The sequence below is a fragment of the Micrococcus sp. HSID17227 genome (assembly GCF_003989405.1).
GTDB classification, from domain to species: Bacteria; Actinomycetota; Actinomycetes; order Actinomycetales; family Micrococcaceae; genus Micrococcus; species Micrococcus luteus.
In genome coordinates this window covers 1-20,642 of record NZ_RBLN01000018.1, presented here as the reverse complement: position 1 = coordinate 20,642, position 20,642 = coordinate 1, and the positions used below count along the sequence as shown (strand labels likewise).

At 72.7% G+C, this 20,642-nt stretch carries 16 protein-coding genes and 1 pseudogene; 5 read left to right on the top strand and 12 right to left on the bottom strand.

Features of this window, described 5'->3' with window-relative positions; genetic code table 11:
- The 3 genes and pseudogenes from D8M29_RS02390 to D8M29_RS02380 form a co-directional block, all read left to right on the top strand.
- Nucleotides 1-615, top strand: a pseudogene (locus D8M29_RS02390) (glucose-6-phosphate isomerase); the annotation flags it as partial.
- Nucleotides 605-2,167 (top strand): glucose-6-phosphate dehydrogenase, encoded by a 1,563-nt coding sequence (zwf, locus tag D8M29_RS02385; RefSeq protein ID WP_036315281.1) that lies wholly within the window; start codon nucleotides 605-607, stop codon nucleotides 2,165-2,167. The pseudogene D8M29_RS02390 and the gene zwf, both read left to right, overlap by 11 nt.
- Entirely contained in the window at nucleotides 2,164-3,105 is a 942-nt protein-coding gene (locus D8M29_RS02380) for a glucose-6-phosphate dehydrogenase assembly protein OpcA (protein WP_036315284.1), read from the top strand. Before zwf ends, D8M29_RS02380 begins: the two co-directional genes overlap by 4 nt.
- Nucleotides 3,106-3,198: 93 nt before the next feature.
- On the opposite strand, the gene secG is transcribed toward D8M29_RS02380, so the two are convergent.
- The 11 genes from secG to uvrA form a co-directional block, all read right to left on the bottom strand.
- Nucleotides 3,199-3,450 (bottom strand): preprotein translocase subunit SecG, encoded by a 252-nt coding sequence (secG, locus tag D8M29_RS02375; RefSeq protein WP_036315286.1) that lies wholly within the window; start codon nucleotides 3,448-3,450, stop codon nucleotides 3,199-3,201.
- Nucleotides 3,451-3,531: 81 nt separating this feature from the next.
- Entirely contained in the window at nucleotides 3,532-4,323 is a 792-nt protein-coding gene (gene tpiA, locus D8M29_RS02370) for a triose-phosphate isomerase (protein WP_036315288.1), read from the bottom strand.
- A 2-nt stretch (nucleotides 4,324-4,325) separates the two neighbouring features.
- Nucleotides 4,326-5,573, bottom strand: a complete 1,248-nt coding sequence (gene pgk / locus D8M29_RS02365) for a phosphoglycerate kinase (protein WP_041105189.1) — start codon at nucleotides 5,571-5,573, stop codon at nucleotides 4,326-4,328.
- 107 nt (nucleotides 5,574-5,680) lie between these two features.
- Complete coding sequence (gene gap / locus D8M29_RS02360) at nucleotides 5,681-6,691, bottom strand: type I glyceraldehyde-3-phosphate dehydrogenase (protein ID WP_041105191.1); 1,011 nt, start codon at nucleotides 6,689-6,691, stop codon at nucleotides 5,681-5,683.
- A 185-nt stretch (nucleotides 6,692-6,876) separates the two neighbouring features.
- Entirely contained in the window at nucleotides 6,877-7,503 is a 627-nt protein-coding gene (locus D8M29_RS02355; RefSeq protein WP_036315296.1) for a superoxide dismutase, read from the bottom strand.
- Between the two features lie 149 nt (nucleotides 7,504-7,652).
- Nucleotides 7,653-8,618, bottom strand: coding sequence for a DNA-binding protein WhiA (whiA, locus tag D8M29_RS02350; RefSeq protein WP_036315298.1), 966 nt, complete (start codon nucleotides 8,616-8,618; stop codon nucleotides 7,653-7,655).
- Nucleotides 8,619-8,649: 31 nt separating this feature from the next.
- Nucleotides 8,650-9,696 (bottom strand): uridine diphosphate-N-acetylglucosamine-binding protein YvcK, encoded by a 1,047-nt coding sequence (gene yvcK / locus D8M29_RS02345; protein WP_036315301.1) that lies wholly within the window; start codon nucleotides 9,694-9,696, stop codon nucleotides 8,650-8,652.
- A complete protein-coding gene (gene rapZ, locus D8M29_RS02340; RefSeq protein ID WP_036315303.1) occupies nucleotides 9,693-10,589 on the bottom strand; it encodes an RNase adapter RapZ in 897 nt (298 codons plus the stop codon). Before rapZ ends, yvcK begins: the two co-directional genes overlap by 4 nt.
- Nucleotides 10,586-12,511, bottom strand: a complete 1,926-nt coding sequence (gene uvrC, locus D8M29_RS02335) for an excinuclease ABC subunit UvrC (RefSeq protein ID WP_036315391.1) — start codon at nucleotides 12,509-12,511, stop codon at nucleotides 10,586-10,588. The genes rapZ and uvrC overlap by 4 nt, the downstream gene beginning before the upstream one ends.
- Nucleotides 12,504-13,175, bottom strand: coding sequence for a 1-acyl-sn-glycerol-3-phosphate acyltransferase (locus D8M29_RS02330; protein ID WP_036315306.1), 672 nt, complete (start codon nucleotides 13,173-13,175; stop codon nucleotides 12,504-12,506). Before D8M29_RS02330 ends, uvrC begins: the two co-directional genes overlap by 8 nt.
- Nucleotides 13,176-13,215: 40 nt before the next feature.
- A complete protein-coding gene (gene uvrA, locus D8M29_RS02325) occupies nucleotides 13,216-16,200 on the bottom strand; it encodes an excinuclease ABC subunit UvrA (protein WP_036315307.1) in 2,985 nt (994 codons plus the stop codon).
- 114 nt (nucleotides 16,201-16,314) lie between these two features.
- On the opposite strand from uvrA, the gene D8M29_RS02320 reads away from it, so the two are divergent.
- Nucleotides 16,315-16,995: an MBL fold metallo-hydrolase gene (locus D8M29_RS02320; protein ID WP_036315309.1), complete on the top strand. Its 681-nt coding sequence runs from the start codon at nucleotides 16,315-16,317 to the stop codon at nucleotides 16,993-16,995.
- A gap of 30 nt (nucleotides 16,996-17,025) precedes the next feature.
- Here the strand turns inward: D8M29_RS02320 and D8M29_RS02315 are convergent, their stop codons facing one another.
- Nucleotides 17,026-17,949: a methyltransferase domain-containing protein gene (locus D8M29_RS02315; protein WP_036382741.1), complete on the bottom strand. Its 924-nt coding sequence runs from the start codon at nucleotides 17,947-17,949 to the stop codon at nucleotides 17,026-17,028.
- A gap of 42 nt (nucleotides 17,950-17,991) precedes the next feature.
- Here D8M29_RS02315 and D8M29_RS02310 point away from each other — a divergent pair, with 42 nt between their 5' ends.
- Nucleotides 17,992-20,625 (top strand): RNA helicase, encoded by a 2,634-nt coding sequence (locus D8M29_RS02310; protein WP_127435440.1) that lies wholly within the window; start codon nucleotides 17,992-17,994, stop codon nucleotides 20,623-20,625.
- Nucleotides 20,626-20,642: the final 17 nt, after the last annotated feature.

The following is a 20,642-nucleotide window of genomic DNA, read 5'->3' as shown; positions in this document are numbered from 1 at the left end:
GTCTCCCAGCTGCTGCTGTGGGAGGTGGCCACCGCGGTGGCCGGCCGGCTGCTCGGGATCAACCCCTTCGACCAGCCGGACGTGGAGGCCGCCAAGGCCGCCGCCCGCACCCTGCTGGACGGCCCCGCCGCCGAGCGGCCGGCCGACGGCGAGGTGGAGGGTGTCGAGGTCTCCGGCCCGGCGTCCGTGACCTCTGCCCCGGACCTGGCCGGCGTGCTGCGCGCCACGGCGGCACTGGTGCCCGAGGGCGGCTACCTGGCGGTCCACGCCTACCTCTCCCGTCATGACGACGCCGAGCTCGAGGAGCTGCGCGCGGACCTGGCGGACCTGGTCGGCCGCCCGGTCACGTTCGGCTGGGGTCCGCGGTTCCTGCACTCCACCGGACAGTTCCACAAGGGCGGCCCGGCCGTCGGCGTGTTCCTGCAGATCACCGGCGACGCCGGCCTGGACCTCGAGGTGCCCGGCCGCCCGTTCTCCCTGGGCAGGCTCATCGCCGCGCAGGCAGCGGGCGACGCCCGGGTGCTGGGCGATCTCGGCCGCCCCGTGGTCACCCTGCACCTGCGCCGCCGCGACGCGGGCATCGAGGCCCTGAGGAGCGCCGTCCGTGGCCGGTGAGTCCCGGACCGCCCCCCGCAACCCGCTGCGCGACCCCCGTGACCGGCGCCTGACCCGCATCGCGGGCCCGTCGGCGCTCGTGCTGTTCGGCGTGACGGGCGACCTGGCGAAGAAGAAGCTCCTGCCGGCCATGTACGACCTGGCCCAACGCGGCCTGCTGCCGCCGGCGTTCTCCCTCGTCGGCTTCGGTCGCCGCAGCTGGTCCGACGAGGAGTTCGCCGACTACGTGCGCGCCGCTGTCGAGGCCTCCTCCCGGACCACGTTCGACGAGACCGTGTGGGACCAGTTCCAGGGCGGTCTGCGCTTCGTCTCCGGCGCGTTCGACGACGAGGCTGCCTACGTCCGTCTCGACGAGGTGCTCGCCGAGCTCGAGACCTCACGCGGCACGCGGGGGAACACCGCGTTCTACCTCTCCATCCCGCCGGACTGGTTCGAGGCCGTCTCCCGCCACCTGGCCGACCAGGGCCTGGCCGACCGGTCGCAGCCGGCCGAGGGCCCGTGGCGCCGCGTGGTCATCGAGAAGCCCTTCGGCCACGACCTGGCCAGCGCGCAGGAGCTCAATGCTGTGATCGAGCGCGTCTTCCCCTCGGACGCGGTGTTCCGCATCGACCACTACCTCGGCAAGGAGACGGTGCAGAACATCCTCGCGTTCCGGTTCGCCAACCGGATGTTCGAGCCGCTCTGGAACGCGGAGCACGTGGACCACGTCCAGATCACGATGGCCGAGGACATCGGCATCGGTGGACGGGCGAGCTACTACGACGGCGTGGGCGCGGCGCGCGACGTCATCCAGAACCACCTCCTGCAGCTGCTCGCGTTCACCGCGATGGAGGAGCCGATCTCGTTCGACGCGGACCATCTGCGCGCGGAGAAGGAGAAGGTCCTCGAGGCCGTGACCGTCCCGGACACGCCCGAGGGACTCGCGGCGGCCTCCGCCCGCGGCCAGTACACCTCCGGCTGGCAGGGCGGCGAGCGGGTCACGGGATTCCTCGACGAGGAGGGCTTCAACCCGGCGTCCGTCACGGAGACGTACGCCGCGCTCAAGGTGGGCATCCGCACGCGGCGCTGGCAGGGCGTGCCGTTCTACCTGCGGGCCGGCAAACGCCTCGGCCGGCGGGTGACGGAGATCGCCGTCGTCTTCAAGAAGCCCCCGCACCTGCTGTTCCCCGTCCACGACGGGGACGAGTTCGGGCAGAACATCATCGTCATCCGGGTGCAGCCGGACGAGGGCGTCACCATCCGCTTCGCGTCCAAGGTGCCCGGCACGCAGACCGAGATCCGCGACGTCACGATGGACTTCGGCTACGGCCACGCCTTCACCGAGGACTCCCCCGAGGCGTACGAGCGTCTCATCCTCGACGTGCTCCTCGGGGAGCCGCCGCTGTTCCCGCGCCAGGCCGAGGTGGAGCTGTCCTGGCGGATCGTGGACCCGTTCGAGGAGCACTGGGCGAGCCTGGGCACCCAGCCCGAGCCCTACGCCCCGGGCACGTGGGGACCGCCCTCGGCCGACGCCCTCATGGCCCGCGACGGACGAAGCTGGAGGCGCCCGTGAAGATCCGCATGCACGACACCACCACCTCCCAGGTGGCCAAGCGCATCACGCAGCTGCGCGAGAAGAGCGGGGTCGTGGCCCTCGGCCGCGTCCTCACGCTCGTGATCAGCACGGACGACGCCGGCATCGAGTCCGCCGTCCAGGCCGCCAACGCGGCCTCGCTCGAACACCCGTGCCGCATCGTCGTCCTGGCCCTGGGCGACCCCGCGGCCCCCACCCGCCTGGACGCCGAGATCCGGGTCGGGGGCGACGCCGGCGCCTCCGACGTCGTGGTGCTGTGGTGCGCCGGGGAGAACGCCCACGCCGACGAGTCGCTCGTCTCCGGGCTGCTCCTGCCCGATGCGCCCATCGTCGTGTGGTGGCCCGGGGTGCCACCCGGGGTCCCCTCGGCGACGGCGCTCGGTCGCCTGGCCCATCGCCGGATCACGGACACGGCCTCGGCGTCCGCGGCCGAGCCCGCCCTGTGGGCTCTGCGCGCGGGCCACCATGAGGGGGACACCGACCTGGCCTGGACGCGCCTGACGCTGTGGCGGATCCAGGTGGCCGGGATCTTCGACACGCTCGACGTGGCCACCCTGCGCTCGGTGACGGTGGACGGGGCGCCGGACTCCCCCAGCACCATGCTGCTCGCGGCGTGGCTCACCCTGACCCTGAAGGTGCCCGTGACGATCGCGCACTCGAAGGTCGGCCACGGGATCCGTGCGGTGCGCCTGCGGTGCACGGACGGGGACGTGGTGCTCTCCCGCTCGCAGTCGCAGGTGGCCCGGCTCTATCAGCAGGGCCGGCCGGTGCAGCGCATCTCCCTGCCACGCCGGACGATCCAGGACTGCCTGGCCGAGGAGCTGCGCCGCCTGGACCCGGACGAGGTCTTCGGCGCCGTGCTCCACCAGGGCCTGCCGCGCACGGACCTCTCCCCCGTGCAGGCCTCCGAACGCTGAGGGGCCCCCGGCGCCCCACCGGTCCGGGACGCGCGAACGCCCCGCACGGATCTTCCGTGCGGGGCGTTCGCGTCGGGGCCCGGCGGGGCGGCCTCAGGACTCCATGGTCAGACGCGGCAGGACGCCGAGCAGGGCGATCACGACACCCCAGGCGACCACGGAGCCGACGGTCAGGCGGGTGAGCAGACGCTGGGCGGAGCCCGAGGAGCTCATCGAGCTGGTCACGCCGCCGCCGAACATGTCCGAGACGCCGCCGCCGCGGCCCTTGTGCAGCAGGATGAGCAGCACGATGACCACGCTGAGCACGACCACGAGGATCTGCAGGGCCAGGGTCAGGACGTCCACGGGAGGGCTCCTCGGGTCGAGGTGCGGCCCCGGCGCGCGCCGGGGCCGTCACGGAGAATGCGGTCGGTCGGGCCGGACGGATCAGGCCTGGTCGAACCGGACGATCTTAGCAAACTCGTCCGCGTCGAGGCTGGCGCCGCCCACGAGGGCGCCGTCCACGTCTGGCTGCGCCAGCAGCGCCGGCGCGCTGGAGGACTTCACGGAGCCGCCGTAGAGGATCCGCAGTCCGGCGGCGACGTCGTCGCCGTGCAGTGCGGCCACGCGGGCGCGCAGGGCCGCGCACATCTGCTGCGCGTCCTCGGGGCCGGCGACCTCGCCCGTGCCGATCGCCCACACGGGCTCGTAGGCGACGACGACGCCGGCCACGTCCTGCGCCGACAGGCCCGCGATCGAGCCCTCCAGCTGGGCGAGCGTGTGCTCGACGTGCCGGCCGGCCTGGCGCACCTCCAGGCCCTCGCCCACGCAGATCACCGGGGTGAGGCCGTGGCGCAGGGCCGCGGCGGCCTTGCGCGCGACGAGCGCGTCGTCCTCCCCGTGGAGGGTGCGACGCTCGGAGTGGCCCACGATCGCGTAGCGGCACCCCAGCGCGGCCAGGAACGCGCCGGAGACGTCGCCCGTGTAGGCGCCGGCGTCCTCGGGCGAGAGGTCCTGCGCGCCGTAGGCGAGGTCCAGGCGGTCGCCGGTGACGAGCGTCTGCACGGCCCGCAGGCCCGTGAAGGGCGGGAACACCGCGACCTCCACGGCCTCCTGGTCATGGTCCGCGTCCGTGAGGAGCCACGTGAGGCGCTGCACCAGGGTGACGGCCTCGAGGTGGTCCAGGTTCATCTTCCAGTTGCCCGCGATCAGCGGCACGCGTGTGGTCTGCTCCGCCATGCTCACGCCCGCCCCTCGCCGACCAGGGCGGTGACGCCCGGGAGCTCCTTGCCCTCGAGGTATTCGAGGGAGGCGCCGCCGCCGGTGGAGATGTGGCCGAACGCGTCGTCGGCGAAGCCGAGCGTGCGCACGGCCGCCGCGGAGTCGCCGCCGCCGACCACCGACAGGCCGCCGGCCGCGGAGGCCTCGGTGAGGGCCCGGGCCACCGCCCGGGTGCCCTCCGCGAAGGCCGGGAACTCGAACACGCCCATGGGGCCGTTCCAGAACACGGTCTGGGCGCCGCGGATCTGCTCCGCGAACGCCCGGGCCGTCTCGGGGCCGATGTCCAAGCCCATGGCGGACGCGCCGTGCGCGCCCGAGGTGAGGGCGTCCACGGCCAGGACCTCGTGCTCGGCGTCGGCCGCGAAGCCGGAGGCCATGACGATGTCCGTGGGGAGCACGATGCGGGCGGCCCCGGCCTCGGAGCGGCGCAGGTACTCGCGGACGGTGTCGAGCTGGTCCTCCTCGAGCAGGGAGGCGCCCACCTCGTGGCCCTGCGCCTTGAGGAACGTGAAGAGCATGCCGCCGCCGATCAGCAGCGTGTCGGCCTTGTCCAGCAGGTTGTCGATCACGGCCAGCTTGTCCGAGACCTTCGACCCGCCCAGCACGACGACGTAAGGCCGCTCCGGGGACTCGGTCAGACGGGTGAGCACCTCGAGCTCGGCGGCGACCAGCGGGCCCTGGTGGGCCGGCAGCTGTGCCGCGACGTCGAACACGGAGGCGTGCTTGCGGTGGACCGCGCCGAAGGCGTCGCCCACGTAGGCGCCGTCGTCGCCGGCCAGCGCCGCCATCTCGCCGGCCAGCGCGGCGCGCTCGGCATCGTCCTTGGAGGTCTCGCGGGCGTCGAAGCGCACGTTCTCCAGCAACAGCACCTGGCCGTCCTGCAGGGCGGCGGCCTTCGCGCGCGCGTCGTCCCCGGTCACGTCCGCGGCCAGGGCGACGTCGGCGCCCAGCAGCTCGGCCATGCGCGCGGCGACCGGACGGAGGGAGTACGCGGGGTCCGGCTCACCCTTGGGGCGGCCCAGGTGGGCCATGACGATCACGCGCGCACCGGCCTCGGCCAGGTCCCGGATCGCGGGCAGCGAGGCCCGGATGCGGCCGTCGTCGGTGACGGTGTCCCCGTCCAGCGGGACGTTCAGGTCGGACCGGATGAGCACGGTGCGGCCGGCGACGCCGGCCTCGAGCAGATCGGTGAGGGTCGGTGCGGGCATGATGCCTCCTGGGGTGCCGGAGCGGGGTCGGTTCACGGTGCAGTCTAGGCGGACGGCCCGGGCCGACGGAGGAACCGTCGGCCCGGGCCGTCGGGCGCCGTGCGGGCTCAGAGCTTCGAGCCGATGAGGTCTGCGAAGTCCATGAGCTGGGAGGTGTAGCCGTACTCGTTGTCGTACCAGCCGATGATCTTCACGGTCTGGCCGATGGACTTGGTCAGCGGGGCGTCGAAGGTGCACGCCGCCGGGGAGGTGATGATGTCCGAGGACACGATCGGGTCCTCCGAGTAGACCAGGCGGCCCTGCAGCGGACCGGACTCCGCGGCCTTCTTGAACGCCGCGTTGATCTCCTCGACCTCCACGTGGCGCGTCAGCTCCACGGTCAGGTCGGTGGCCGAGCCGGTGATGGTGGGCACCCGCATGGCGAAGCCGTCGAGCTTGCCCTTCAGCTCCGGGATGACCTCGCCGATGGCCTTGGCCGCGCCCGTGGAGGTGGGCACCATGTTCTGGGCGGCGGCGCGCGCCCGACGGCGATCCTTCTTGTGCACGTTGTCGTGCAGGTTCTGGTCGCCGGTGTACGCGTGGATCGTGGTCATGATGCCGTCCACGATGCCGAACTCGTCGTTGAGGACCTTCGCCATCGGGGCCAGGCAGTTCGTGGTGCACGAGGCGTTCGAGACGATGTGCATCGTCTCCGCGTCGTAGGTGTGCTCGTTCACACCCATCACGAAGGTGCCGTCGACCTCCTTGGCGGGAGCGGAGATGAGGACCTTCTTGGCCCCGGCGTCGAGGTGGGCCTGCGCCTTGGGGCCGGTCGTGAAGATGCCGGTGCACTCGATGACCAGGTCCACGCCGAGCTCACCCCACGGCAGCTTCGTCGGGTCGGCCTCCTGGAAGAACGCGACGTCGCGGCCGTCGATGCGGAACCCCTTCTCGGTCCGCTCCAGCTCGCCCGGGTAGCGGCCCAGGATGGTGTCGTACTGGGTCAGCCAGAACAGGTCCTCGGGGTCGGCGAGGTCGTTCACCGCGACCAGCTCGAGGTTCTCGTGGCCGCGGTCCCTGAGCACGCGCACGATGTTGCGTCCGATGCGGCCGTAGCCGTTGATGGCGATCTTGGTCATGGTGGTCTCTCTCGTTAGTTCGCGTTGCGTGGTCCCCGTGGCGGTGGGTCCGGGGCGGTACGGTCGAGCGGTCGCGCCCGGTCCGGGCGCGCGGTGGGGACAGGGCCGGAGCGCCGAGCCCCTCCCCGCATCGGGGCGCTGACGTCGTGGGGCCACGACGTCAGCGCCCCGGTGCGCGGTGTGGATCAGGCCGGGAGGATCAGGCCGGAGGCGCCGGCGCGGGCGGCCTCGAAGCGGGCCTGCACGTCGGCCCAGTTCACGATGTTCCAGATCGCCTTGACGTAGTCCGCCTTGACGTTCTGGTAGTCGAGGTAGAAGGCGTGCTCCCACATGTCCAGCTGGAACAGCGGGATGGTGGCGACCGGCACGCCGTTCTGCTGGTCGTAGAACTGCTCGATCACCAGGTTGCCGCCGATGGGCTCGTAGGCCAGCACGGCCCAGCCGGAGCCCTGGATGCCGAGGGCGGCGGCGGTGAAGTGGGCCTGGAACTGGTCGAACGAGCCGAAGTACTCGTCGATGGCGGCGGCCAGCTCGCCGGTCGGCTTGTCGCCGCCCTCCGGCGAGAGGTTCTTCCAGAAGATCGAGTGGTTCGTGTGCCCGCCCAGGTTGAAGGCGAGGTCCTTCGACAGCTGGTTCACGGAGCCGAAGTCGCCGGCCTCACGCGCGGCGGCCAGCTTCTCCAGGGCGGTGTTCGCGCCCTTGACGTACGTGGCGTGGTGCTTGGAGTGGTGCAGCTCCATGATGCGGGCCGAGATGTGCGGCTCCAGCGCGGCGTAGTCGTAGTCCAGCTCCGGAAGGGTGTATTCGGTCATGCTTCCTCCTTGGTCAGGCGAGGCTGCGGGCAGGACGCCCTCGGCCTCCACCTCGGGCAACCTCGCGTCTCGGCGGCGTATTCCATCCGTCTCCATTGTGATCGGGGGCGGAGCGCCGGGGCCAGATCCCGTCGACGGTGATCCCGCGCTCAGCCTTCGGAGGCCGCGTCCGTCCCGGGGATGCCCCGCTCGGCGGCCCGCTTGTCCGCCATGGCCAGTAGCCGGCGGATGCGCCCGGCGACGGCGTCCTTGGTCATCGGCGGGTCCGCGAGGCGGCCGAGCTCGTCGAGGGAGGCCTGCTTGTGCTCGAGGCGCAGCCGTCCCGCGTAGCGAAGGTGGTCGGGCACCTCGTCCCCGAGGATCTCGAGGGCCCGCTCCACCTTCGCCCCGGCCGTGACAGCGGCCTGGGCGGAACGGCGCAGGTTGGCGTCGTCGAAGTTCGCCAGGCGGTTGGCGGTGGCCCGGACCTCTTTGCGCTCGCGCCGCTCGCGCCAGAGGGTCGCGGTCTGCTCCGCGCCGACGGCGGCGAGCAGCGTGGCGATCGCCTCGCCGTCGCGGACCACGACGCGGTCCGACTGACGCACCTCGCGCGCCTTCGCCGCCACGCGGAGCCGACGCGCGGCCCCCACCAGCGCGAGCGCGGCCTCCGGGCCCGGCGTGGTCACCTCGAGGGCCGCCGAGCGGCCGGGCTCGGTGAGGGAGCCGTGGGCCAGCAGGGCCCCGCGCCACACGGCGGCGGTGGCCGCCGTCGTCCCGCTGACGAGGACCGGCGCGAGGCCACGCACGGGCCGTCCCCGCTGGTCGATGAGCCCGGTCTGCCGGGCGAGGTCCTCTCCCCCGCGCACGACCCGGAGCACGTACCGCTGACCACGGCGCAGGTTGCCGCCGGAGACCACCACGATCTCCGGGGCCAGGCCGTACAGCTCGGTGATGGCGGCGCGCAGGCGGCGCGCACTGGCGCCGTGGTCCAGTTCAACCTCCACGACGACGCGGCCGGCCACGAGGTGCAACCCCCCGGCGAACCGCAGCATCGCCGCGGTCTCCGCCCGCCGCTCCGGGGTCGCGGCGACCGGCACACGGGCCAGCTCCTCCTTGAGGGTCATGGTCAGCGCCATGCTCGTGCTCCTTCTCGGCGAGGTGCGCGCGTCAGTGGGTCATCGCCTCGTCGATCGCGACGGCCAGGCGCAGCGGGTCGTGGACCTGGGGATCCTGGGCACTGCTCACTCTACTGAACGCCACGCGCGCGCCCATCCGGGCCGCCTCGGCCTCCACCGCCGCCCGGTCGGTGACCGCGTCCACGTCGGCGATCACCACGTCCAGCCGGAGGTCCGGCGCATAGGAGCGCAGCACCTTGAGGTGGTCGGCGTGGGTGAGGCCGGTGGTCTCCTGGTCTCCCGTGCGCAGGTTCAGCACCATGAGGCGCCGGGCGGTGGTGGCGGCGAGGGCCGCGCGCACGTCCGGCATCAGCAGGTGCGGCAGCACCGACGTGTACAGCGAGCCGGGTCCGAGCACCACCCAGTCGGCCAGCTCGATCGCCGAGAGCGCCTCCGGGGTGGCGGGGGCGTCGGACGGGCTCAGGCGGACGTCGGTGACGCGCCCCTCGAACGCGGCGACCGCGAGGGCCACCTGGCCCTCCACGCATCGGGTGCGCAGGCGGCCGTCCGGGCCGGCGCTGAGCACGTCCCCGCCGATGGTCAGCGGCACCCGCGAGACCGGCAGGACCTCACCGTGCGCCCGCAGCAGGGCGCCGGCCCAGCGCAGCCCGTCCACCGGGTCGCCCAGCAGCTCCCAGAGGGCGACGATCAGGAGGTTCCCGAGCGCGTGGTTGTCCAGGGTGGCCTGGTCGGCGGGCACCTCGGTGGAGCGGAAGCGGTGCTGCATGACGTGGGCCCAGGTCCGACCCCAGTCGGTGTCGTCGCACAGGGCGGCCAGCGCCATGCGGAGGTCGCCGGGCGGCAGCACCGCCATCTCCCGGCGGATGGTGCCGGAGGAGCCACCGTCGTCCGCCACCGTGACGATGGCCGTGAGGTGCCCGGCCACGTGCCGCAGGGCCGCGAGGGACGCGGAGAGGCCGTGGCCGCCGCCGAGGGCGGTGACGCGGGCCGTGGGGCGGGACATGCCCGCACCCACCCCGCGCCCTTCCGAACCCATCCCGGGCGGCAGGGGCAGTTGGCCGGTGAGCGGGGACGTCATTCGCGCCCCATGTCCCGGTGCTGGACGTGCACCGTGACGTGGGGCACCTGGGCCAGGCGCCGGGCCAGCTCCTCGGCGACGGCCACGGAGCGGTGCTTGCCGCCCGTGCAGCCGATGGCGAGCGTAGCGTAGTGCTTGTTCTCCCGCCGGTAGCCCTCGAACACCGGCCCCAGCATGGCGACGTACGTGCGCAGGAAGTCCTCGACACCGGGGCGGGAGAGCACGTAGTCCGCGACCGCGGCCTCCGTGCCCGTGTGCGGACGCAGCGCCGGCACCCAGTGGGGGTTGGGGATGAAGCGCATGTCCGCCACGAAGTTCGCGTCCGCCGGGACGCCGTACTTGAACCCGAAGCTCATGATGGTCAGGCGCAGCGTGACGGGGCCGGACTCCGAGAACAGCTCGGTGATCTCCGTGGCCAGGCCGTGCACGTTCAGCTCGGTGGTGTCCACCACGACGTCGGCACGCGCCTTGAGCGGCTCGACGACGTCCCGCTCCGCGCGGATGCCGTCCAGCAGCCGGGCGTTGCCCTGCATCGGGTGGGGGCGGCGGCCGGCCTCGAAGCGTTGCAGGAGGACGTGGTCCTCCGCATCGAGGAACACGGTGCGATACTCCACTCCGCTGTTGGCCAGGTGCTGCAGGGCGGCGTACAGCTCCTCGAAGTAGGAGCGCGAGCGCACGTCCACCACGATCGCCAGGCGCGGGAACGCCTCCGGCGAGCGGGCGATGAGCTCGGCCAGCGTGCCGAACAGGGCCGGCGGCATGTTCTCCACCACGTCCCAGCCGTGGTCCTCGAGCGCGTGCGCGGCGGTGGTCCGTCCGGCGCCGGACATCCCGGCGATCACGAGCACCTCGGATGTCGGCGGCTTCTCCGGCTGGAGGGTCTCCTCGGTCATGACTCCACTGTATCCGCGGGCGTGTCGGCCGTGAGCGCCGTGTGGACGGCCTCGGCCAGCCGCGGCCCGATGCCGGCGACCTCGGTCAGCCGGTCCACGCCGGCGGCCCGGATCTCGGCGACGGAGCCGAAGTGGTTCAGCAGCGCGGTGCGCTTGGCCGGGCCCAGGCCCGGGATCCCGTCCAGGGCGGAGACGGTCATCGCCTTGGACCGCCGGCTGCGGTGGCCCGCGATCGCGAACCGGTGCGACTCGTCACGGATGCGCTGGAGCAGGTACAGGCCCTCCGAGGTGCGCGGCAGGACCACCGGGAACTCGTCGCCCGGCAGCCACACCTCCTCGAGCCGCTTGGCCAGCCCGACCACGGGCAGGTCGTCCAGGCCCAGCTCCTCGAGGACCGCCGCGGCCGCGGCCACCTGGGGCGGGCCGCCGTCGACCACCACGAGCGAGGGCGGGTACGCGAAGCGGCGCCCCGCCTCCTGATCGTCCCCCTCGACCTGACCGGAGAGCGGGGCGCCCTCCGCGCGCTCCTTGGCCAGGCGGGCGAAACGACGCCGCAGGACGTCGCGCAGGGACGCCGTGTCGTCCCGGGCGGCCTCCCCCGTGACGTTGAAGCGGCGGTAGTCCTTCTTCTTCGGCAGCCCGTCCTCCATGACGACCATCGAGCCGACCACGTTGGTGCCCTGGGAGTGGGAGATGTCGTAGCACTCGATGCGCAGCAGGGGCTCGGTGATCTCCAGGGCCTCCTGCAGCTCCCGCAGGGCGGCGGAGCGGGTGGTGAGGTCCCCGGACCGCCGCGACTTGTGCAGCTTGAGGGCCATCTCCGCGTTCTCCCGGACGGTCTCCATGAGGTCCGCCTTCGAGCCCCGCCGGGGCACGCGCACGGCGACCCGGGACCCGCGCAGGCCCGAGAGCCACTCGGTGAGCTGTGCGGCGTCGTCGGGCTCGACCGGGACGAGGATCTCGTGCGGGATGCGCTCCGGCCCCTCGAGGTCGCCGTAGACCTGCTGGAGCAGGTGCGCGACCATCTCCGGCTCGGCGACGTCCTCCACGCGCTCCATGACCCAGCCGCGCTGGCCGCGGATGCGTCCCTGCCGGACGTGGAACACCTGCACCGCGACCTCCAGCTCGTCCGCGTGCAGGGCGAAGATGTCCGCCTCCGTGTTCTCCGGCAGCACCACGGCGTTGCGCTCGAACACGCGGCGCAGCGCGGCGATGTCGTCCCGCAGCCGGGCCGCGTCCTCGTAGCGCAGCTCCTCGACGGCACGGGCCATGGCCTTCTCCAGCTCGCGGATGAACCGGTTCGCGTCCCCGGCCATGAAGTCGCAGAAGTCCTGGGCCAGCGCGCGATGGTCCGCCGGGCTGATCCGGCCCACGCAGGGCGCCGAGCACTTGCCGATGTAGCCGAGCAGGCACGGCCGGTCCTGGGCGCGGGCCCGCTTGAACACGCCGGCCGAGCACGTGCGGACCGGGAAGACGCGCAGCATCAGGTCCACGGTCTCGCGGATCGCCTTGGCCGGGTGGAACGGGCCGAAGTACTTCACGCCGGGCTTCCGGTCGCCGCGCATCACCTGGACGCGCGGGAACTGCTCGTTCATGGTCACGGCCAGGTACGGGTACGACTTGTCGTCCCGGTACATGATGTTGAACCGGGGGCGGTACTCCTTGATCCACGTGTACTCGAGCTGGAGCGCCTCCAGCTCGGAGCCGACGACGGTCCACTCGACCGCGGCCGCCGTGAACACCATGGTCCGGGTCTTGGTGGCCAGCCGGGCGGGGTCCTGGAAATAGGAGCTCAGGCGGGCGCGCAGGTTCTTCGCCTTGCCGACGTAGACGACGCGTCCGTCCGCGTCGCGGAAGCGGTAGACGCCGGGCGACGTGGAGATCTCGCCCGGAGCCGGGCGGTAGGAGGCCGGATCAGCCACGGGCACCCGGGGCGGCGTTGTAGGCGTCCACCCGCTCCTGCCCCGAGAGCGCGCCGATGGCGTCCATGATCGCCGCCGTCGCGTCGCGGCGCTGCGGCAGGGTGTGTCGACGCCCGGGGTGGCCGAAGTCCAGGGGCGCGCCCACGCGCACGGAGAACCGGTGGGGACGGAAGCCGTTCGTGTCCGGCGGCTGGAGGTGCTGCGTGCCGACGAGGCCCACGGGCACCACGGGTGCGCCGGTGGCCAGGGCCAGCCAGGCCGCACCGGTGCGGCCGCGGTAGAGGCGGCCGTCGCGGCTGCGGGTGCCCTCCGGGTAGATGCCGACGCCCTGGCCGGACTCGAGCAGGCCCACGAGGGACTCGAGCGCGGCCACGGAGGCGGCCTGCTCGCCCCGGCGGACGGGGACGGAGCCCACGGACTCGAAGAACCGCCGCCGGACGCGGCCCCGCAGGCCCGTGCCCGTGAAGTACTCCTCCTTGGCGAAGAAGTGGACCGGGCGGGGGGCGAGGGCCTGGAGGATCACCGAGTCGACGAAGGACAGGTGGTTGGAGGCCATGACGAAGGGGCCCCGCGCAGGGACGTGCTCCATGCCGACGACCTCGGGGCGGCAGGTGAGCCGCAGGAGCGCGGCGGCGCTCCTGCGCACGGGCTCCGACGTCGCCATGGCTCTCCTTCGTCCGCGTCCTGCGTGGGCGGGGTCCATGCTACGCGAGCAGTTCCGCGAGGAACCGGCCCGTGTGGCTCTCCGCGACGTGTGCGACCTCCTCCGGCGTGCCCGCGGCCACGATCGTGCCGCCCCCGGAGCCGCCCTCGGGGCCGAGGTCGATCACGTGGTCGGCACTCTTGATCACGTCGAGGTTGTGCTCGATGGTGAGCACCGTGTTGCCCTTGTCCACGAGGGACTGGAGCACGTGCAGGAGCTTGCGGATGTCGTCGAAGTGCAGCCCCGTGGTCGGCTCGTCCAGCACGTAGATGGTGCGGCCGTTGGAGCGCTTCTGGAGCTCGGCCGCCAGCTTCACGCGCTGGGCCTCGCCGCCCGAGAGCGTGGTGGCGGGCTGGCCCAGGCGGACGTAGCCCAGACCGACGTCGACGAGCGTGTCCAGGTACCGCGAGATGCGGGTGTACGCGCTGAAGAAGTCCGCGGCCTCCTCGATCGGCATGTCGAGGACCTCGGCGATGTTCTTGCCCTTGTAGGTGACCTCGAGCGTCTCCCGGTTGTACCGGGCCCCGTGGCACACCTCGCACGGCACGTAGACGTCCGGCAGGAAGTTCATCTCGATCTTCAGCGTGCCGTCCCCCGCGCACGCCTCGCAGCGCCCGCCCTTGATGTTGAAGGAGAACCGGCCCTGCTGGTAGCCCCGGACCTTCGCCTCGGGGGTCTCTGCGAAGAGCTTGCGGATCGCGTCGAACACGCCGGTGTAGGTGGCGGGGTTGGAGCGCGGCGTGCGCCCGATGGGGCTCTGGTCCACGTGGACCACCTTGTCCAGGTGCTCGAGCCCCTCCACGGACCGGTGCCGGCCGGGCACGAGCTTGGCGCCGTTGAGCCGGTTGGCCAGGACCTTGTAGAGGATCTCGTTGATCAGCGTGGACTTGCCCGAGCCGGACACACCCGTCACGGCCGTGAGGACCCCGAGCGGGACCTCCACCGAGACGTCCTTCAGGTTGTTCTCCTGGGCGCCGCGGACCGTCAGCACGCGCCCCTTCTCCGGGACGCGACGCCGCTCCGGCACCGCGATGGAGCGGCGCCCGGAGAGGTAGTCGCCGGTGACGGACCGCGTGTTCGCCTTGAGATCCGCCAGGGAGCCCGAGTGCACGACCTCGCCCCCGTGCTCGCCCGCGCGAGGACCGATGTCCACGATCCAGTCCGCCTCGGCGATCGTGTCCTCGTCGTGCTCGACGACGATGAGGGTGTTGCCGAGGTCCCGCAGGCGCAGGAGGGTCTCGATGAGGCGGCGGTTGTCCCGCTGGTGCAGGCCGATGGACGGCTCGTCGAGCACGTAGAGGACGCCGACCAGCCCGGAGCCGATCTGCGTGGCCAGGCGGATGCGCTGGGCCTCGCCTCCAGAGAGGGTGCCGGCCGGCCGCTCCAGGTTGAGGTACTCCAGGCCGACGTCCAGCAGGAACGCCAGCCGGGCCAGGATCTCCTTGAGCACCTGGTCCGCGATCTGCCGCTCCCGGTCCGTCAGCCGCAGCCCCGAGAAGAACTCCATGGCCTCCCGCATGGGCAGGCGGGTGGCGTCCGCGATGGACAGGCCGCCCACGAGCACGTTCAGGACCGTGGGGTTGAGGCGGGCCCCGTGGCACGCCGGGCACGGGATCTCCCGCATGAACGACTCGTAGCGCTCGCGGGCGCCGTCCGACTCGGTCTCCCCGTGCTTGCGCATCACGTAGGGGATGACGCCCTCGAAGCCCGTGGTGTAGCGGCGCTCGCGGCCGAACCGGTTGCGGAACGTCACCTCCACCTTGAAGTCCTTGCCGTGCAGGACGGCGTCGCGCTCCGCCTCCGTCAGGTCCTTCCACGGGGTGTCCAGGGAGAAGCCCATCTCCTTGCCCAGCCCGCCGAGCACGCGCAGCCAGTAGTCCGAGGTGGACTTGCCGAGCGACCACGGCACGACGGCGCCCTCGCGCAGGGACAGCTCGTCGTTGGCGACGACGAGGTCCGGGTCCACCTGCAGACGGGAGCCGATGCCGGTGCACTCGGGGCACGCGCCGAACGGGTTGTTGAAGGAGAACGAGCGCGGCTCGATCTCGTCCACGGTCTGCTCGTGCCCGTTGGGGCAGGAGAGCTTCTCGGAGAACGAGCGGTACCGGGGGTTGCCCTCGGCGTCCCGCCCGCCGAACTCCGCGGTGTTCTTCCTGCCCTTCTCGGCGACCGGCTCCACGTCCACGAACTCGGCCACGACGAGGCCGTCCGCCAGCTTCAGGGCGGTCTCCACCGAGTCGGTGAGGCGCTGGCGGATGCCCTCCTTCATGGCGAGGCGGTCCACGACGACGGCGATGGTGTGCTTGACCTGCTTCTTCAGCACGGGCGGGTCCGAGAGCTGGACGGTCTCCCCGTCCACGACGGCGCGGGCGAAGCCCTGCGTGGACAGGTCCTTGAACAGGTCCACGAACTCGCCCTTGCGGCCGCGGACCACGGGCGCGAGCACCTGGAAGCGGGTGCGCTCGGGCAGCTCCTCGAGCTGGTCCACGATCTGCTGCGGGGTCTGCCGGCTCACCGGCTCGCCGCACTGCGGGCAGTGCGGCACCCCGACACGCGCCCAGAGCAGGCGCATGTAGTCGTAGATCTCGGTGATGGTCCCCACCGTGGAGCGCGGGTTGCGGTTGGTCGACTTCTGGTCGATGGACACGGCCGGGGACAGGCCCTCGATGAAGTCCACGTCCGGCTTGTCCACCCGGCCCAGGAACATGCGGGCGTAGGAGGAGAGCGACTCGACGTAGCGTCGCTGGCCCTCGGCGAAGATCGTGTCGAAGGCCAGGGAGGACTTGCCCGAGCCGGACAGACCCGTGAACACGACCATGGCGTCCCGCGGGAAGCTGACGTCCACGTCCTTCAGGTTGTGCTCGCGGGCGCCCTGGACGACGATGCGGTCCCGCTCGCCCGAGCGCGCGCCGCCGGGGCCGGAGGCGAGGCCGCCGGGGTGGGCCTCGACGGCGGAGGAGACGGTGGTGGAGGAGTTCTTGGGCACGCGGCCAGCATAGGGGCGGGTACGGACACGACACCGGGGTCTCGCCTGTGGGCGAACCCACCGCGGGCCGGGCCCGCCCTGGCGCCTCACCGCCCCGTCCGTACACTGTTGCGCATGCCCGAGACCGCCCGGAACCGCCTCCTGCACGATCTGCCCGCCGTCACGGTGCGCACCTGCTCCGTGTCGGAGATGGACAACAACGTGTACCTGCTCACCTCCAAGACCACGGGGGCGCAGGTGCTGATCGACGCCGCCGCCGAGGCCGAGGCCATCCGCGACCTCATCGCCTCGGCCGCGGACGACACCCCGTGCGAGCCGCGCCTCGAGATGATCGTCACCACGCATCGACACTGGGACCACGTGCGCGCGTTGCCGGCGCTGGCCTCCCTGACCGGGGCCCGCACGGCGGCCGGCGAGGACGACGCCGACGCGATCGCCGAGGCCACGGGGGTCGCCCCCGACGTGCGCCTGCGCCACGGGGACACCGTGGGGGCGGACGGGCTCCGGCTCGAGGTGGTGGCCCTGCGCGGCCACACGCCCGGGTCCATCGCGCTGGTGTGCCGCCCCGAGGCGGACGAGCCGGCCGTGCTCTTCACCGGCGACTCCCTCTTCCCGGGCGGGGTGGGCAACACCGAGGGCGACGACGGCCGGTTCCGTCAGCTGTTCACGGACGTGAGCGATCGGATCTTCGACGCGTTCGACGACGACGTGGTGGTCCACCCCGGCCACGGCGCCTCCACGACCCTGGGCGCCGAGCGCCCCCACCTGCCGGAGTGGGCCGAGCGCGGCTGGTGACGGTGCGCCCGGGCGGTCCCGGGCCCAGCGTCAGGCCGGCTTCTGCCCCGCCATGAACAGGCGCCGGGCCGGGAAGATCGTGACCGGGCCGCCGTCGTCGGCCGTGACACCGGGCACCGGCGGGTACGCCTCGCGCATGGCGGCGCGGTACCGGTCCACGAACGCCTCGAGCAGCCCGGCGCCCTCGGCGGCGCCCTCCTCGGCGTCCCAGCGGGCCAGGGCCTGCAGGCTCGGTCGCAGGGCCGCGCCGGAGGTCCACCGGAACACCGGGTCCTCGCCCGTCAGCACCTGCTGGTACTCCGTCTCCCAGACGACCGGGGACCACCCCGCCTCGAGGAACAGCCGCGTGTACTCCTCGGGCGGCGCCACGGTGCGGGTCGTCGCCACCCCGTGCAGCGGCTCGGAGAAGGCCGGGTCCTCCGCCAGCGCCACGATCGCCGCGTGGGAGGGCTGCTCGTAGGGCCGCGGGATCTGCGCCGCGAACCACGCCCCCGGCGTGAGGTCCCCGAGCCAGCGCCGGATCAGGCGACGGTGCGTCGGGATCCACTGGAGCATCGCGTTGGACACCACGACGTCCGTCGCCCCCGACGGGCGCCACTGCGAGGCGTCGACCGCCTCGAAGCGCAGGTTGGCGGGGGCGCCCGTGCGGGCCGCCTGCTCCCGGGCCCGCTCCAGCATGGCGGGCGAGTCGTCCAGACCGATCACCTCGGCGTCCGGCCAGCGCTCGGCCAGCGTCCGGGTCAGGGTCCCCGGGCCGCAGCCCAGGTCCACCACGACGCGCGGGGCCTCGGCGCGCACGCGCCCCACCAGGTCGTGGAAGGGGCGGGCGCGGTGTTCGGCGAAGCCCTCGTACTGCGCGGGATCCCAGGTGAACCCCCCGCCCTGTCGGCCGGTCACGTCCCCCACGACGGCGTCGGTGTCCGGGTGCGGGCTCTCGGGCGCGATCTGACTCATGGCGGCACCGTATCGCGCGGAGCGGCCGATACCCTGGGGGCGATGACTTCTGCCGCCACGAACCCGCCCTCGCTGACCGACCGCATCGACGCGCTCCCGCCGGCCCCGGACGCCGACGACGTCTTCGGGGCCTTCGCGGCCTGGACCGAGGACCGCGGGATCTCGCTCTACCCCGCCCAGGAGGAGGCCGCCCTCGAGCTGGTCCAGGGCCGGCACGTGATCCTGGCGACGCCCACCGGCTCCGGCAAGTCCCTGGTGGCGCTGGCCGCGCACGCCGACGCGCTCGCCCACGACGCCGTCTCCTACTACACGGCGCCGATCAAGGCGCTCGTCTCGGAGAAGTTCTTCGCGCTGGTGGACGTGTTCGGCGCGGAGAACGTGGGCATGGTCACGGGTGACTCCACCGTCAACGGTGACGCGCCGATCATCTGCTGCACGGCCGAGATCCTCGCCAACCGCGCGCTGCGCGAGGGCTCGGGCATGGAGATCGGCACCGTGGTGATGGACGAGTTCCACTACTACGCGGACCCCTCCCGCGGCTGGGCCTGGCAGGTGCCCCTCCTCGAGCTGCCGCAGGCCCGGTTCCTGCTGATGTCGGCCACCCTCGGCGACACGACCCGCCTCGAGGCGGACCTGACCGAGCGCACCGGGCGCGAGGTCGCCGTCGTCGCCCACGCGCAGCGCCCCATCCCGCTGACGTTCGAGTGGTCCGAGGTGCCGCTGCAGGAGAAGGTCGAGGAGCTCGTGGGCACCCACCAGGCACCGGTGTACATCGTGCACTTCTCGCAGCTGGACGCCGTGGAGACGGCCCAGGGTCTGTCCTCGATCTCGGTGACGTCCAGGGAGGAGAAGGAGGCGATCGCCGCGCGGATCGCCGGCTTCCGCTTCTCCGCGGGCTTCGGGCACACCCTGAACCGCCTCGTCCGGGCGGGCATCGGCGTGCACCACGCGGGCATGCTGCCCAAGTACCGCCGCCTCGTGGAGAAGCTGGCCCAGGACGGGCTGCTCAAGGTCATCTGCGGCACGGACACGCTGGGCGTCGGGATCAACGTGCCGATCCGCACCGTGCTGCTCACCGCGCTCTCCAAGTTCGACGGCGAGAAGACCCGCCTGCTCCAGGCCCGCGAGTTCCACCAGATCGCCGGCCGGGCGGGCCGGGCCGGCTTCGACACCTCCGGCACCGTGGTGGTCCAGGCCCCCGAGCACGTGATCGAGAACAAGGCGGCCGAGCGCAAGGCCGCGGCGAAGTTCGCGAACGTCAAGGACGAGGCCGAGCGGGCCAAGCGCATGAAGCAGTCCGTGAAGTCCGGCAAGCGCAAGACCCCGCCGGCCGGCTTCGTCTCGTGGGGGCCGGCGACGTTCGAGCGCCTCGTCTCCGCCGAGCCGGAGCCGCTGGTCTCCCGCATGCGGATCACGCACTCCATGCTGCTGAACATCCTCGACCGGCCCGGCGACCCGGTGATCGCGGTCCGGCGCCTGCTGCGCGGCACCCACGAGACCCCGGCCCGCCAGGCGGTGCTCATGCGCCGCGCGCTCGGGATCTTCCGGGAGCTGCTGGCCACGGGCGTCGTCGAGCGTCTGCCCGAGCCGGACGCCGAGGGCCGCACCGTGGACCTCACGGTGGACCTGCAGCCGGACTTCGCGCTCAACCAGCCGCTCTCCCCCTTCGCCCTCGCCGCGCTCGACCTGCTGGACCCGGCCGATCCCGACCACGCGCTCGACGTGGTCTCCGTGATCGAGGCGACCCTCGACCCGCCGCGCCAGGTGCTCTCCGCCCAGGTCAAGCACGCCAAGGGCGAGGCCGTGGCCGCCATGAAGGCCGAGGGCATGGACTACAACGACCGCATGCGGGCCCTCGACGAGATCACCCACCCGCGGCCGCTGGCCGAGCTCCTCGAGCAGCAGTTCGAGCTCTACCGGCAGGACGCCCCGTGGCTCGCGGAGTTCGAGCTGACCCCCAAGTCCGTGGTGCGCGACATGTTCGAGCGGGCCATGGGCTTCGGCGACTACGTGCGGTTCTACGGGATCGCCCGGTCCGAGGGCGTGCTGCTGCGCTACCTCACGGACGCGGTCAAGGCGCTGCGCCACACGGTGCCCGAGGCGGCCCGCACCGAGGAGCTCCAGGTGCTGCTGGACTGGCTGGACGAGATGGTGAAGCAGACCGACTCGTCCCTCCTGGAGGAGTGGGAGGACCTGGTGGCCGGGGACATCGACGAGCTGCGCCGGGACATGGAGGCGCTCGAGCCGCCGGTGCCGCCTCGCCTGACGGACAACGAGCCCGTGTTCCGGGTGATGGTCCGCAACGCGATGTTCCAGCGGGTGCGCCTGTTCGGCGACGAGCGGGACGAGGCGCTCGCGCGCCTGTCCGGCGACCTGTCCGCCGACGACTGGGCCGACGCCCTCGACGCCTACTTCGACGACCACGAGGACATCGACGACGGCCCCGCCGCGCGTGGCCCCGAGCTGTTCCGCGTGACCGCGGCCCCCGACGTCGCCGCCCCGCTGGAGCTGGCCGGCCCGCGCTGGTGGGCGGTGCGGCAGATCCTGAAGGACCCCGACGGGGACCTGGACCACGGGATCAACGCCGTGGTCGACCTGGACGCCTCCGACGAGGCGGGCCACCCCGTGATCCGGGTGGTCTCCGTGGGCGCGCCCGAGTCCGGGTGGGGCCTGTGAGCGCCGGGGACGCCCGG